The organism is Achromobacter marplatensis (genome assembly GCF_049060505.1).
Lineage (GTDB): Bacteria > Pseudomonadota > Gammaproteobacteria > Burkholderiales > Burkholderiaceae_B > Achromobacter > Achromobacter marplatensis_A.
The window spans coordinates 467,143-481,731 of record NZ_JBMGRB010000001.1 but is presented as its reverse complement, the minus strand read 5'-3'; the positions used below and the strand labels follow the sequence as shown (position 1 = coordinate 481,731).

Annotated in this window: 9 protein-coding genes; 3 read left to right on the top strand and 6 right to left on the bottom strand. The window is 66.5% G+C overall.

Features of this window, described 5'->3' with window-relative positions:
* Nucleotides 1–68 precede the first annotated feature (68 nt).
* Both ACI0FO_RS02145 and axyZ read right to left on the bottom strand, forming a co-directional pair.
* Nucleotides 69–965 (bottom strand): LysR family transcriptional regulator, encoded by an 897-nt coding sequence (locus tag ACI0FO_RS02145; protein ID WP_416023789.1) that lies wholly within the window; start codon nucleotides 963–965, stop codon nucleotides 69–71.
* A gap of 58 nt (nucleotides 966–1,023) precedes the next feature.
* Nucleotides 1,024–1,662, bottom strand: coding sequence for a multidrug efflux transcriptional repressor AxyZ (axyZ, locus tag ACI0FO_RS02140; protein ID WP_105555171.1), 639 nt, complete (start codon nucleotides 1,660–1,662; stop codon nucleotides 1,024–1,026).
* Between the two features lie 245 nt (nucleotides 1,663–1,907).
* Here axyZ and ACI0FO_RS02135 point away from each other — a divergent pair, with 245 nt between their 5' ends.
* The 3 genes from ACI0FO_RS02135 to oprZ are packed head-to-tail and all read left to right on the top strand — an operon-like array spanning nucleotide 1,908 to nucleotide 7,606.
* Nucleotides 1,908–3,077 (top strand): MexX/AxyX family multidrug efflux RND transporter periplasmic adaptor subunit, encoded by a 1,170-nt coding sequence (locus tag ACI0FO_RS02135; protein WP_416023786.1) that lies wholly within the window; start codon nucleotides 1,908–1,910, stop codon nucleotides 3,075–3,077.
* A 3-nt stretch (nucleotides 3,078–3,080) separates the two neighbouring features.
* A complete protein-coding gene (locus tag ACI0FO_RS02130; protein WP_416023784.1) occupies nucleotides 3,081–6,218 on the top strand; it encodes a multidrug efflux RND transporter permease subunit in 3,138 nt (1,045 codons plus the stop codon).
* The gene (gene oprZ, locus ACI0FO_RS02125; protein WP_416023782.1) at nucleotides 6,215–7,606 is read left to right on the top strand and encodes a multidrug efflux RND transporter outer membrane subunit OprZ; all 1,392 of its coding nucleotides are present in this window, start codon (nucleotides 6,215–6,217) and stop codon (nucleotides 7,604–7,606) included. Before ACI0FO_RS02130 ends, oprZ begins: the two co-directional genes overlap by 4 nt.
* 348 nt (nucleotides 7,607–7,954) lie before the next feature.
* On the opposite strand, the gene ACI0FO_RS02120 is transcribed toward oprZ, so the two are convergent.
* Genes ACI0FO_RS02120 through ACI0FO_RS02105 form a run of 4 tightly spaced genes read right to left on the bottom strand, consistent with a single transcriptional unit; the run spans nucleotide 7,955 to nucleotide 14,492 of the window.
* Nucleotides 7,955–8,614: a helix-turn-helix transcriptional regulator gene (locus ACI0FO_RS02120; protein WP_416023780.1), complete on the bottom strand. Its 660-nt coding sequence runs from the start codon at nucleotides 8,612–8,614 to the stop codon at nucleotides 7,955–7,957.
* Between the two features lie 53 nt (nucleotides 8,615–8,667).
* Complete coding sequence (locus tag ACI0FO_RS02115) at nucleotides 8,668–10,236, bottom strand: efflux transporter outer membrane subunit (protein ID WP_416023778.1); 1,569 nt, start codon at nucleotides 10,234–10,236, stop codon at nucleotides 8,668–8,670.
* Nucleotides 10,237–10,246: 10 nt separating this feature from the next.
* A complete protein-coding gene (locus ACI0FO_RS02110; RefSeq protein ID WP_416023776.1) occupies nucleotides 10,247–13,345 on the bottom strand; it encodes a MexW/MexI family multidrug efflux RND transporter permease subunit in 3,099 nt (1,032 codons plus the stop codon).
* A gap of 16 nt (nucleotides 13,346–13,361) precedes the next feature.
* Nucleotides 13,362–14,492, bottom strand: coding sequence for an efflux RND transporter periplasmic adaptor subunit (locus ACI0FO_RS02105; RefSeq protein ID WP_416023774.1), 1,131 nt, complete (start codon nucleotides 14,490–14,492; stop codon nucleotides 13,362–13,364).
* Nucleotides 14,493–14,589: the final 97 nt, after the last annotated feature.

The following is a 14,589-nucleotide window of genomic DNA, read 5'->3' as shown; positions in this document are numbered from 1 at the left end:
GTCGGATAGCTAAATGGGATCGGAGGCGGCCGCCTCGCGGACGCAGCCCGAGCGGCCGCGCGCGTCGTTCAGGGCAGCCGGCAAGGCGCCGAGAAGTCCACCGCGGCAGCGACTGCGTCGCGCAGCCGGGCGACCAGCGCCCGCGTATCGTCGCGCCGATACTGGAACGCGTAGGGCAATGCCGCCAGCTCGGGCTCGCCCTGCAGGACGCGCAGGCTGCCTTCGGCCGCAAGCGCGTCGGCCCAATGGCTGGGCAGCAGCCCGACGCCCGTCCCTTCGATCAGCAAACCGGCAATGGCGCCCCAGTTATTGCAGCAAAGGCGCACGCCTCCGGCACTGCGTCCAGCCAGCCAGTCATCGATGATGCGCGTCGTGCCCGCGCCCGCAGGCAGAGTCACTAACGGCAGGCGCGCCAGCAACGCCGGGGTCATGCGGGTTTCGCCGTCCAACGCGGCCGGCGACGCGACCCAGGCAAAGCGCGCCTGGCCGATCGGCGTCGACGCGATGTTCGCGCGCGACGACCGCCCGGCGATGACGGCGAAGTCCAGTTCGCCGTCGGCCACGCGCTGCTCGAGCACCTGCCCGATGTCCACGTAGGGTTCCAGCACCAGGTCGGGATACGCCGCCCGCACGCCAGCGATCAGGCGCGGCAGCCAGGTCAGTGCCGTCAACTCGCCCACGCCGAAGCGGCAACGGCCACGCAGACTCGGGGTGTCGTTCATGGACGCGCGCACCCGGTCCGCGGCGGCCAGGAGTTCCTGGGCCTGCGGCACCAAGCGCTGGCCCGCGTCGGTCAATGCGGCCTTGTGGCCGCTGCGGTCGAACAGCGCCTGGCCCAGCGCTTCCTCAAGCTCGGTGATGCGCTTGGACAGCGACGACACCGACAGATGCAGGCGATCAGCGGCCACGGCGAAGCTGGCGCAGGTAGCGGCCCAATAGAAGGCTTCAAGTTGCTTGAGGGTCATGCGGCGATTGTAGGAGGATGCGCCCGCGTCCGGTGGCCCTGGATCGTTCCAGGCGCCCTTATGCCAGCCGGGGCATCAGCAGGTGGGGCGACAGCCGCAGGGTGTCGATGCCGGCGCGCAGCATGCGTTCGACGCTGGGCCAGATATCCCCCTTCAGCCGGTCGGACCAGCAAATGCTGTCGAATACGCCGTCCACCAGCGAATGCAGGTAGATATTGGACAGCCGCACATCCAGCGCCTGCGGCAGGTCCTTGCGTTCAACCGCGGCCCGCAGCAGCTTTTCGGATGTGCGCTGCGCGTAGCGTTCCCAGAGATCGCGGCGGCGCAGCAGCGGCGCATTTTCGTCGCTGCGTTCGCACTTCAGGTAAAGGATCTCCAGCACGCGCTGCATCGAGCCCTCTTCCGAGTAGATCCGGATGAACTGACGCATGGAGACATACAGGGATTCCAGGGCCTCGCCCTCGGTCGACACCTCGGTCAACGAGGCCGCTTCGCCCAAGGCCCGGTCGCACATGGCGATACAGACGTCGATCTTGTTCTTGTAGTGGCCGTAGACGGCGCCCCGGGATACCCCCGCGTGGTCCGCGATGTCGCTCATGGTGGTGCTGGCCACCCCTTTGGACAGGAACACGTGCTCTGCCGCATCCAGGATACGGTCGCGGGTGCGTTGGGACTCTTCTTTCGTCTTGCGGGCCATGCAGGAAATCTCCGTGAAAAGGGTTGAGGGAAGCGCGGCAAAAACAAACGGCGGCTTACCGGGACGGGAGCCGCCATTTCCACACTGTTAAGAAGTGTGCAGCCATGAGCATACTTTCCAACAAGATAATCAATCAATCATGACGGATTAAATGATAGACTCGCCCCCCACCGGGAAAACCCGCGCATTTCCGGCTTGGCATCACCCCAGCCCGTCCCACGGGCACACCACAACAACAATCAAAAATGAAGCAACGAGTCCCCTACGAAAAGTTCGCTTTTTTATCCGTACTGGTTCTTATTACTGCCTGCTCGAAGCCGGCGCCGGAAGAACAGGCCAAGGCGCCCGCCGAGATTGGCGTCATCGTGGCCCGGGCCACGCCCACCGCCGTCACCACCGACCTGCCTGGCCGCCTGGAGCCTTACCGCGAAGCCGAAGTGCGCGCGCGCGTGGCCGGCATCGTCACGGAACGCCTGTATGAGGAAGGCCAGGACGTCAGCCGCGGCGCGGCTCTGTTCCAGATCGACCCGGCGCCTTTGCAGGCCGCATACGACTCCGAAGCCGCCAACCTGGCTAGCGCCCAAGCCAACCTGTCGGCGGCCGCCGACAAGCTGCGCCGATACGCGGACTTGGTCGGCGACCGCGCCATCAGCGAACGCGACCATGCCGAAAGCGTGGCCGATGAACGCCAGGCGCGCGCGCAAGTCGCCCTGGCGCGCGCCAAGCTGCAAAGCGCCAAGCTGCGCCTGGGGTATGCGCGCGTCACGTCACCCATCGACGGCCGCGCCCGGCGCGCGCTGGTCACAGAGGGCGCGCTGGTGGGCGAAGGCCAGGCCACGCCACTGACGGTCGTGCAGCAGATCGACCCCATCTATGTGAACTTCGCCCAACCCGCCGCCGAGGTGATGCAACTGCAGAAGCAGATCCGTGCAGGCGCGCTGCAAGGCGTCGCGCCGGACCAGGTGCGAGTGCGCCTGGTACTGCCCGACGGGTCCGAGCACGCGCGCAGCGGGACGCTGTCGTTCGCGGACCTGGCGGTGGACCCCGGCACCGACAACGTGACGATGCGAGCGCTGTTCGACAACCCGGGCCGTGACCTGCTGCCGGGCATGTACGTGCGCGTGCGGCTGGAACAGGCGATTAACCGCGACGCCTATCTGGTGCCGCGCGACGCGCTGGTGCGCACTGCCGACGGCGCGCACTTGCTGGTGGCGGACCAGGCCGGCGAGCTTCGTCGCATTCCCGTCGCCGCGCATCGGCTGCAAGGTCCGAACTGGGTCATCACGCAAGGCCTGACAGGCGGCGAACGCATCGTCGTGGAAAACGCCGCCCAGTTGGCCGTTGGCCAGAAGATCAAGCCTATTGAAAAACCGGCACCGGGCGCGCAAGCCGCCACCGAGGGCCAGAAGGGATAAACCATGGCGCGTTTCTTTATCGATCGCCCCGTTTTCGCGTGGGTGATCTCGCTGCTGATCATGCTGACCGGCGTCCTGTCGATCCGCGCGCTGCCGGTGGCGCAATACCCGGACATCGCGCCGCCCGTGGTCAACATCGGCGCGAGCTACCCCGGCGCGTCCGCCCAGGTGGTCGAAGAGGCGGTCACCGCCATCATCGAGCGCGAGATGAACGGCGCGCCCGGCCTGATGTACACCTCGTCCACCAGCGACTCCACCGGTTGGGCCAGCATCAACCTGACCTTCAAGCAAGACACGAACCCGGACATCGCCGCCGTGGAGGTGCAGAACCGCTTGAAGGCGGTCGAGCCGCGCCTGCCCGAATCCGTGCGGCGCGACGGCGTCCGCGTGGAAAAAGCGGCCGACAACATCCAGCTGGTGGTGTCCTTGAAGTCCGACGGGCGCCTGGACGACATCCAGCTGGGTGAACTGGCGGCCTCCAATGTGCTGCAAGCGTTGCGCCGCGTGGAAGGCGTGGGAAAAGTGCAGTCGTTTGGGGCGGAAGCGGCGATGCGCATCTGGCCCGATCCCGCCAAGCTGACGGCCATGTCGCTGACGCCGGGCGATATCGCGCGCGCCCTGCGCGACCACAACGCGCGCGTCACCATCGGCGAACTGGGCAACCAGGCCGTGCCCAAGGACGCGCCATTGAACGCCAGCATCGTGGCGGGGGAATCGCTGCACACGCCTGAACAGTTCGCCAACATCCCGCTACGCACCCAGCCGGGCGGCGCCACGCTGCGACTGAAGGACGTGGCGCGCGTGGAACTGGGCGGCACCGACTACATGTACCTGTCGCGCGTGAACGGCATGACCGCCACCGGGCTGGGCATCAAGCTGGCGCCGGGTTCGAATGCCGTGGACACCACGCGCCGCATCCGCGCCACCATGGACGAGCTGGCGCAGTACTTTCCGCCCGGCGTCACCTACGACCTGCCCTACGAAACCTCGTCCTTTGTCGAGGTCTCGATCCAAAAGGTGTTGATGACGCTGCTGGAAGCCGTGGCCCTGGTGTTCTGCGTGATGTACCTGTTCATGCAAAACGCCCGCGCCACGCTCATCCCCACGCTGGTGGTGCCGGTGGCGCTTCTGGGCACGCTGGGCGTGATGCTGTGGCTGGGGTTTTCCATCAACGTGCTGACCATGTTCGGCATGGTGCTGGCCATCGGCATCCTGGTGGACGACGCGATCGTGGTGGTCGAGAACGTGGAACGCATCATGGCCGAGGAAGGGCTGTCGGCCCACGACGCCACCGTGCGCGCCATGGGCCAGATCAGCGGCGCCATCATGGGCATCACCGTCGTGTTGGTGTCGGTGTTCGTGCCGATGGCGTTCTTCGACGGCGCGGTCGGCAACATTTACCGGCAGTTCGCGGTAACGCTGGCCGTGTCGATCGCGTTTTCGGCGTTTCTGGCCCTGTCGCTGACGCCGGCGCTGTGCGCGACGCTGCTGAAGCCCGTTCCAGCGGGGCATCACGAAAAGCGCGGCTTCTTCGGCTGGTTCAACCGCGCCTTCGCCCGCTTGACCGACCGCTACACGGCCCGCGTGGCGGCCGTTCTGGCCCGGCCAGTGCGCTTCGGGCTGGCTTATCTGGCCGTCATCGCCGCCGTGGCGTTCCTGTTCATCCGGCTGCCCGCTTCGTTTTTGCCCGACGAAGACCAGGGCAGTTTCATGGCCATGGTCATCTTGCCGCAAGGCACGCCGCAAAGCGACACGATGGCGCTGGTAAAGGAAGTCGAACACTACATGCTGGACAACGAACCGGTCGAATTCGTGTATTCGGTCAATGGCTTCAGCCTGTACGGCAGCGGGCCGAATTCGGCGATGTTCTTCGTCACGCTGAAGGACTGGAGCGCACGGCGTGACGCCAGCAAGCATGTGGACGCCGTGGTGGAACGCATCAACGGGGCCTTTGCCAAACGCAAGAACGCGACGGTGCTGGCGCTGAATTCGCCGCCCCTGCCGGACCTGGGCTCGACCTCGGGCTTCGATTTCCGGCTGCAGGACCGGGCGGGCCTGGGCTATCAGGCCCTGGTCCAGGCCCGCCAGCAGTTGCTGACCGCAGCCGCCAAGCACCCGGCGCTGACCGAAGTGGTGTTCGCGGGCCAGGAAGAAGCGCCGCAATTGCGGCTGGACATTGACCGTGACAAGGCGCAAGCCATGGGCGTGACCGTGGACGAAATCAATACGGCACTGGCGGTGATGTATGGATCGGACTATATCGGCGACTTCATGCACAACGGTCAGGTGCGGCGGGTAACGGTGCAGGCCGACGGCAAAAGCCGCGTCGACGTGGACGACGTGTCGCGCCTGCATGTGCGCAACGTGCAAGGCCAGATGGTGCCGCTTTCCGCGTTCACCACGTTGGCATGGACGATGGGCCCGCCGCAGCTCAGCCGCTACAACGGCTTTCCCGCGTTCACGATCAACGGGTCGGCGGCCAAGGGGCACAGCAGCGGCGAGGCCATGCGCGCTATCGAGGAACTGGCCGCCGACTTGCCGCGCGGTATCGGCTTTGACTGGTCGGGCCAGTCTTATGAGGAACGGCTGTCAGGCAACCAGGCGGCCGCGCTGTTCGCCTTGTCGGTGCTGATCGTATTCCTGGCGCTGGCCGCGCTGTATGAAAGCTGGACCATCCCGCTGGCCGTGATCCTGGTGGTGCCGCTAGGCGTGATCGGCGCCGTGCTGGGCGTGACCTTGCGCGGCATGCCCAACGACATCTACTTCAAGGTGGGCCTGATTGCCACCATCGGTTTGTCGGCCAAGAACGCCATCTTGATCGTGGAGGTGGCCAAGGACCTGGTGCGCGACGGCCAGGGCCTGGTGTCGGCCACGTTGGAGGCCGCGCGGTTGCGGCTGCGGCCGATCGTGATGACGTCGCTGGCCTTCGGCGTGGGTGTGTTGCCGCTGGCGTTGGCCACCGGCGCAGCCTCGGGCGCGCAGGCGGCGATCGGCACGGGCGTGCTGGGCGGCATCATCACCGCGACGGTGCTGGCGATTTTCCTGGTGCCGCTGTTTTTTCTGATCGTGGGCCGCCTGTTCGGCGGGCGCGCCTGCCCCGCTGCCCAAACCGGCCGCGACACTGTGGAGACCACGCCATGAAAGCCATGGCCATGAGCCTATTGGCGGCGGCGCTGGCGGGCTGCTCGTTGGCGCCCGTCCACGAGCGCCCCGCCGCGCCCATCCCCGCGTCCTACGACACGCGCGCCCAAGATGGGCAAACCGCCATGCCACAGGACTGGCGCGCTTACTTCGCTGATCCCGCGCTGCAAGCCTGGATCGATGCGGCGTTGCGCAACAACCGCAATCTGCGGGTCGCGGCCTTGCGCATCCAGGAGGCCCGCGCGCTATACGGCGTGCAGCAGGCCGACCGACTGCCGGCCGTGGACGGCCGCGGCGAGTTCAGTCGGGGCCGCAGCGTGGAACCCGGCCAGGGCCCGATGCCAGTGGCGAACCGCTATCGCGCCGCCGTCGGCATCACGGCGTTTGAATTGGACTTTTTCGGCCGTGTGAAGAGCTTGAGCGACGCTGCGTTGGAACGCTACCTGGCGACCGAAGAGGCGCATCGGGCGGCCACCTTGTCGCTGGTGGCCGAGACCGCGACGGCGGTGTTCAACCAGCGTTCGCTGGCCGAGCAACTACGCCTGACCGACCGCACGCTGGCGCTACGTGAAGCGACGTTGAAGATCACCCAGCGCCGCTACGACGCGGGGTTGGAAACCGCGATCGGCCTGCGCACCGCCCAGATGCTGGTGGAATCGTCCCGCGCCACGCATGCCGAACTTAGCCGCGAGTACCGCCAAGCCGTCCACGCGCTGGGCCTGTTGGCGGGCGACTTCTCGCTGCCCGCCGGGACCGATGCCATCTCGCTGGAAAACCAAAGCCTGACACCACTGGCGGCCGGCTTGCCGTCGACGCTGCTGACGCGCCGGCCAGACCTGCGTCAAGCCGAGAACATGCTACGGGCCGCCAATGCCGATATTGGCGCGGCACGGGCGGCGTTCTTCCCGTCGGTTCAGTTGACGACAGACATCGGCACCACCGCCAGCAGCTTCTCGGATCTGTTCGGATCAGGCACGGGCAACTGGGTCTTCGCGCCCACCTTGACGCTGCCCATCTTCAATGCCGGCCGCAACCGCGCCAACCTGTCGTTGGCCGAAACGCGCAAGGACATCGCGGTGGCCCAGTATGAGGGCAGCATCCAGCTGGCCTTCCGCGAGGTAGCCGATGCGCTGTCCGCGCGCGATACCCTGCGCGCGCAGATCGACGCCCAGCGCAGGGTGCGCGACGCCGACCGCGACCGCCAGCGGTTGGCCGAGCGGCGCTATGAGCGCGGCGTGGCCGGCTATCTGGAAATGCTGGAAGCCCAGCGCAGCCTGTTCGAATCCGAGCAAGACTACATCCGGCTGCAGCAACGCCGATTAATCAACGCGGTGGCGCTGTACAAGGCGCTGGGCGGGTGGGAAACGCCCGCCGCCGATGAATCGTAGGATGGGAGAAGCGCGAGATTCCTTAAGCAAGAACGCGGATCTCCAACGCGCGTAACCCATCAAGCAGCGGTCGGTCCATGGCAAGGTCTGATTAGAATCGCGGGGCTGCTTGATGGGTTACGCGCGCGGAAAGCCTGCGTTCGGATATCGAGACTCTCGCGCTTCACCCATCCTACGAGCGGCGAGGCCCAAAACGGCGCACGAGCGGAAACGGTGCACGAGTGGAAACGGTGCACGAGTGGAAACGGCGCACGAGCGGCAACGGCGCATGAGTGGCAATGCGCATCTGCGGCGACGGCACGCGAGGGCGGGCGCGACTGCACGGCGACGGCGGCAGGTCGCGGCCCGTTAGGCCCTTGCGCTGACGCGGTATGCGCACCGCCTTGCGCCGGCAAGGATGTGTTCTTCGCGGTCGACTTTCACGCCCTCGCCCAGCACATTGCGGAACAGGTCCAATTCGCTGCGGCAAAAGCCCATACAGGCTTTGGCCGCGGAGCAGATGGGGCAGTGGTTTTCAATGAAAAGATAATCCAAGCCGTCCTTGCGCAGTTCGGCCATGTAGCCTTCGGAAGCACGCACTTGCACTAGGCGTTCCAGCCGTTCGGCCAGGTCCTTGGCGCCCAGCATCGCTTGGTGGTAGCTGTTCAGCATGGCGGTTTCGCGCACCTGGATCAGCTTTTCCACGCCTTCGTCGCCGAACACCTGGCGCACCGCCCCGATCATCTGCACCGTCATTTCGGCGTGCGTATCCGGAAAACGGCCATGGCCGGCTTCCGTCAAGTACCAGATCTGCGTGGGCCGGCCGCGCCCGGCGCTATGACTTTCGGAGTCGACCAGGCCGTCCGCATGCAGCCGCGTCATCTGTTGGCGCACCGCTTCAGCCGTAAGGTCCATCGCCTTTGCGATGACCGCGACGGATTGCGGGCCACGCGTCTTCAAGGTCATGAGCACGCGGTCCGCAGGTTGATGCGGCATCCAGGTAACGGGTTGGGACAGGCTCTCAGACATGGCGATAACGGAATTCCAGTTTTTTCCTATGGTGCCACGAACCGGGGCGAAGGTCAGCCGGCGACAAGCGATGCCGCGGATCCGTCGGCGGCCGTGGGCCCATCGGCCACCCCCCTTCCCGGTGCGGTTTGTGCGGTTGGCGCCGTTGTGACCGTTGTTGCCATTGGCGCCGCGGTTGTCGTTTCCCCGCTATCCGCCGTTTCCGCCCCCGCCTGCCAGCCGCCGCCCAGCGCCTTGTAGAGCGCGATCAGGCGGGTGTAGGACTGGGTTTCGGCCACGGCCACGGCGTCCTGGGCGCGCAAAAGCGCACGCTGCGCGTCCAATACGGTCAAATACGGGGTGCTGCCTTCCCGATAGCGCAATTGCGCCAGGCTGGCCGCCCGGCGGCTGTGCTCGGCGGCCCGCGCCAGATTGCCAAGCCGTTGCTGCGTCTGGCCAAATTCGGTCAACGCCGCCTCCAGCTCTTCCACCGCCTGCAGCACCGTCTGCTCGTAGCGCGCCACTTCCCCCTGGGACCGGGCCACGGCCCCGCGCTTTCTCGCCAGCGCGGTGGGCAAGTGGAACGCCGGCCAGCTCACGCCCGACTCCACGCTGAACGCGCGGCTGGACAACGACCCGAAGTCCGCCCCGCGCAGCGCGATAAAGCCCAGGAATCCGCCCAGGTCGATGCGGGGATAGAGCTCGGCGGTCGCCACGCCCACGTCTGCATTGGCGGCGGCCATATTGCGTTCGGCCGCCACGATGTCGGGACGGCGCGACAGCAAGGCGCCCACGTCGCCGATCGGCAGGCGCGCGGCCAATGGCGTGAGCGGCTTGCCGGCGTCCAGCTCACCCAGTTCCACCGGCCGCAGACCGGCCAGCACCGCGATGCGGTACCGCGCCAGCCGTCTTGCCGTTTCCTGCACCGGCACGCTGGCCTCTACGGTTTCCAGTTCGGCCCGCGCGCTGGCCAGGTCGCCCTCATCGCCGCGGCCGGCCGAGACCATCGCCTGGGTCACGCGCAGGCTGTCTTGCTGGCTATCCAGGTTGGCGCGCGCCACCGCCAGTCGCTGTTCGGCGCCGCGCAACTCGAAATAATTGCGCGCCACCTCCGCCGCGACCACGATGCGGGCCTGGGCCAGGTCCGCCGCTTGGGATTCGCTGCGCGCCGCCGCGCTCTCGGCCGTCCGACGCAGGCGGCCGAACAGGTCCAGCTCCCATGTCGCGTCGAACCCGGCTCGATAGCTTTGGGCCAGATTGCGCTGACCCGCCGCACCCGCATTGGCTTGGGACAAGCTGCGCTCGTAGCCGCCATCCAGGGTCACCGCGGGCAACTGGTCCAGCTCTTTTTCGTCCAGTACGGCGCGGGATTCGGCCAACCGGGCCTGGGCAATGCGGATGTCGTGATTGCGGGACAGCGCCAGGCCGATCAAGCGGTCCAGCTGCGGATCCTGCAATTGCCGCCACCAGTCCTGCTGCACCTGGTCGGTGGAGAACAGCGCCTGCTCGGGGCTGGCCAGCGCCACGGGCGCGGCCTGCGGCTTTTGATAATCGGGCCCCACCGCGCAGCCTGCGGTGGCCAGGGCCGTCAGCAGCACGGCAACGCCGCGGCGCAGGCGCTGGAAATGAAGGTGATGATTCATGATCGGTTCCTTAGTGCGCGGCGGCGCCAGCATCAGCGGCCTGCGCCGCCGCCAGTTCGCGTGCGCGCGGCGTGTCGTGTGCCGCGCGGTGGTCGCGGGCGAAGACGGTGTAGACGGTGGGCAGCACGAACAACGTGAACAGCGTGCCGACCAGCAGGCCGACCACGATGACGAGGCCCAGGCTGTAACGGCTGTGTGCGCCGGCGCCTGCGGCGAACAGCAGCGGGATCAGCCCCATCACCATCGCCGCCGTCGTCATCAGGATCGGGCGCAGGCGGATGCGGGCGGCCTGTTCCATCGCGGCACGCCGGTCCAGCCCGTGGCTGACCTGCATCTCGTTGGCGAACTCCACCATCAAGATGCCGTGCTTGCTGATCAGGCCGATCAGCGTCACCAGGCCGATCTGGGTGTAGATGTTCACGGTGGCCATGCCCAGCGCCAACGGGATCAGCGCGCCGCAAATCGACATGGGCACGCTGACCAGGATGATGAACGGGTCGCGCAGGCTTTCGTACTGCGCGGCCAGCACCAGGTAGATGACGATGATCGCGAAGATGAAAGTGATCATCAGCGCCGAGCCTTCCTGGCTGAACTGGCGCGCATCAGACTGCCAGTCGTAGCTGAAGCCCGCCGGCAGTTGCTGTGCCTGCCGTGTCAGGAACAGCACCGCGTCACCCATCGTGACGCCGGGCATCGGGATGGCCTGGAAGGTGGCGGCGTTCAGCTGGTTGAACTGCGTCAGCGAATTGGGCTCTACCCCCATGGTCACGGTCACCAGGTTGGACAGCGGCACCTGCGCGCCGCTGGCGCTCTTGACATGGAACTGCGCCAGCGACGCTGGCGAGATGCGCTGTTCACGCAGGCTCTGCGGAATCACGTCATAGGACCTGCCGTCCATGCCGAAGCGATTGACGTAGTTCTCGCCCACCAACACCGCCAACGTGTCGCCAATGGCTTTCATGGTGACGCCCAGGCTGTTGGCCTTGGCGCGGTCCACCTTCAGCTGCACTACCGGGTTGTTGTAGTCCAGGTCGCTGTCGACCACCATGAACAATCCGCTTTCGCGCGCCGCCTTCTTCAGGATTTCCATGGACTCGTAGACCACCGGGTAATCGGCCGCGCTCATCAGCACCATCTGCACGGGCAAGCCGCCCGTGGAACCCGGCAGCGATGGCAACTGGAAGGCAAAGATATTGCTGCCTTCGACCTGGTTGGCCATCGCCTGCATGTCGGCCTGGAGTTCGTCGGCCGAGCGTGTGCGCGCGTCCCAATCCACGAAATCGACGCCGCCAATGCTGTTGGACACGCCGTCCGATCCATTGATCAGCCAGCGCCCCCGCTGTTCCGGCAGCGTCTTCATGACGTCGTCCCACTTTTTGCCGAACTTTTCCACATAGTCGATGTTGGCCTGCTGCGGCGACTTGATCGCCGTCAGCACGGTGGACTGGTCTTCGACCGGCGCCAATTCGCGCTGCGCCGCGTTGTACAGGAACGGCAGGCTGACCAGCACGCCCACCGCGACCAGCCCGGTCACCCAGCGGTGATGCAAAGACACGTCCAGCAACCGGCCATAGGCATCGCCCAGCCGTCCGAAAAAACGCTCGGCACGCCGCGCCATCCAGCCTTCCGACACCCGGCTGTTCAGCAGGAAAGAACTCATCACCGGCGACAGCGTCAACGCGATGACGCCCGACACGACTACCGCCCCTGCCAGCGTGAAGGCGAACTCTTTGAAGAGCGAACCCGTCAGACCGCCCATCAGCCCGATCGGCGCATAGACGGCCGCCAGCGTAATCGTCATGGCGATCACCGGCCCCGCCACTTCTCGCGCGCCGATCAGGGCGGCCCGCACGGGCGATTTACCTTCTTCGATGTGGCGGTGCACGTTTTCCACCACCACGATGGCGTCGTCCACCACCAGGCCGATAGCCAGCACCATCGCCAGCAAGGTCAGCAGGTTTACGCTGAAGCCGAAGAGCGCCATGATGGCCGCCCCGCCCAACATGGACAGCGGGATGGTTACGACGGGGATCAGCACGGCGCGCAGCGACCCCAGGCACAGGAAAATCACGACGACCACGATAGCCACGGCTTCCAGCAGCGTATGTATCACGCCGTCGATGGAGGCGCTGATGAAACGGGCCAGCTCGAACGGCACCTGCACGCTGGTGCCCGGAGGCAGGTTCTGCTTGATGTTGGGCAGCAGCTCGTTCAGCCGCTTGACGATGACCAGCGGGTTGCCGACCGGGGTGGCGTTCAGGCCGAAATACACAGCGGGCTCGCCGTCCATCAGGCCGCTGGAATCCGTGGACGCCGCGCCCAGTTCCACGGTCGCCACATCGCCCAGCCGCACGATCGCGTCGCCGTCGCGTTTGACGACCAGATCACGGAATTCCGCCACGTTAACCAGGTCGGTGTTGACCTGGATGTTGGACACGACATACAACCCTTTGGCTTGGCCCGGCGCGGCCTGCACGTTGTTGTCGCGCAGTGCCTGGGCCAGTTCGCCCGCGGAAATGCCGCGCGCGGCCATCCGGTTGGGATCCAGCCAGACCCGCATGGCCAGCTTCTGGCCGCCATAGAGCTCGACGCTGGCCACGCCGTCGATGGAAGACAGCTGCGGCTGGACCACCCGCGACAGATAATCCGTCAGCGCCGCCAACGACAGCGTGCTGCTGGAGAAGCCGACATAGGCCACGGCCGTCGCTTCGCCGGCGGATTTGACCAGCACGGGGTCGTACACGTCCTGGGGCAGCCGGTACTTGACCTCGTTGACCTTGGCCATGACCTCGGTCATGGCCTTGTTCGAATCGGCGTTCAACTTCATCCGGACCGTGATGACGCTACGGCCCTGCGTGGACGAGGACGACAGGTAATCGATGCCTTCCACGGTGGCTACCGATTGCGCGATGGGTTGCGTGACGAAACCCTGCATCAGATCGGGAGAGGCGCCAGGATACTGGGTGGTGATGGTGATGGTGGTGCTTTCGGTCAGCGGGTATTGCCGCACAGGCAGCCCGCTAAGCGCCTTGATACCGAGCAGCAGGATCAGCGTGCTGACCACCAGGGCCAGCACGGGGCGGCGGACGAAAAGGTCGGTGAATCTCATGATTGCCCTCGCCCCATTACCTGGCTTGCGCCAGGGATTGCCGCGCGCCGTCCAGCGCCACGGTATCGGAGGCGATGACGTCGACCGCCGCGCCGTTATGCAGGCGCAGCTGGCCGGACGTCACGACCTGGTCGCCGGCATCCAGCCCTTCGGTCACGACGACCCGGCCGCGCACGCGCTCGGCGGTCTTCACGTAGGCTTGCCGCACGGTGGGGGCCGCGCCCTGCGGGTCGGCCGCAGGCGGCGTCAGGACGTAGACGGAATCGCCATAGGCGCTATAGCTGACCGCAGTCTCCGGCACGGTGATCACGCCAGGACGATCGGGCAGGCCGATGCGGCCATACGCGAACATGCCGGCGGCCAGCGCGCCGTCGGCGTTGGGTAGCGTGGCCTGCACCCGCACGGTGCGAGACCCCGGGTCCACCTGGGGTTCCACCGTGGTCACCTGTCCGGTGAACTCGCGCCCGGCGTGGGCGTCCACGGTCACGGTGACGGGCTGGCCAGCGCGCAAGGCGCCCAGCGCCTGCTCGGGCAGCGTGATATTGGCGTACAGCGTGGTCGCATCAGTCAAAGACACCAGCGCGTCGCCGGCCTTGGCAAACTGCCCCAGATTGACGCGGCGCACGCCCAGCACGCCGTCGAACGGCGCCTTGACACGCTTTTGCTCGATCAGCGCCTGCACCCGCTTGATGTCGGCGGCGGCCTGGTCATAGTCGGCCTGCGCCTGGTCCAGCTGTTCGCGCGTGGCGGCCTGCTGCGGCAACAGGCGGCGCGTGCGTTCCAGCAGGGTCCGCGCATTGCGCGCCTGGGCCTGCAGGCGCGCCAGCTCACCTTGTTCGGGCGCGTCGTTCATCTGCACCAGCACTTGGCCGGCCTGCACGCGTTGCCCTGCCGTGAACAGAATCTGGGTGACGCGGCCGTCCACTTCCGCCGGAACCTGCACCTGGCGCGTCGCCTCCAAAGACCCGATGCCGGTCAATGCCGCAGGAAGGTCCGCCCGTACCGCGGGGGCTACCGCCACCTTGGCCGGCGGCATCGCCCACCCGCCCTTTTGCGACGGGCCGCCAAGCTTCCAGAGCAGCCCGCCCCCTGCCACGACCGCCAGCACGACGACACCCGCCGCCCATGCCCCTGTTTTCGCCTTCATGATTCGCCCTCTATTTAAACAAGATTATGCTTGGATAATCCATGATTCCTGCGAATCCGTCAAAGCGGCTAAACCAATCCCCGGCATAGCGGCCCCC

Excerpts from the sequence above, each read along its gene's own strand:
- ACI0FO_RS02145 (WP_416023789.1), bottom strand. The coding sequence starts at position 965 with ATGACCCTCAAGCAACTTGAAGCCTTCTATTGGGCCGCTACCTGCGCC.
- axyZ (WP_105555171.1), bottom strand. The coding sequence starts at position 1,662 with ATGGCCCGCAAGACGAAAGAAGAGTCCCAACGCACCCGCGACCGTATC.
- ACI0FO_RS02135 (WP_416023786.1), top strand. The coding sequence starts at position 1,908 with ATGAAGCAACGAGTCCCCTACGAAAAGTTCGCTTTTTTATCCGTACTG.
- ACI0FO_RS02130 (WP_416023784.1), top strand. The coding sequence starts at position 3,081 with ATGGCGCGTTTCTTTATCGATCGCCCCGTTTTCGCGTGGGTGATCTCG.
- oprZ (WP_416023782.1), top strand. The coding sequence starts at position 6,215 with ATGAAAGCCATGGCCATGAGCCTATTGGCGGCGGCGCTGGCGGGCTGC.
- ACI0FO_RS02120 (WP_416023780.1), bottom strand. The coding sequence starts at position 8,614 with ATGTCTGAGAGCCTGTCCCAACCCGTTACCTGGATGCCGCATCAACCT.
- ACI0FO_RS02115 (WP_416023778.1), bottom strand. The coding sequence starts at position 10,236 with ATGAATCATCACCTTCATTTCCAGCGCCTGCGCCGCGGCGTTGCCGTG.
- ACI0FO_RS02110 (WP_416023776.1), bottom strand. The coding sequence starts at position 13,345 with ATGAGATTCACCGACCTTTTCGTCCGCCGCCCCGTGCTGGCCCTGGTG.
- ACI0FO_RS02105 (WP_416023774.1), bottom strand. The coding sequence starts at position 14,492 with ATGAAGGCGAAAACAGGGGCATGGGCGGCGGGTGTCGTCGTGCTGGCG.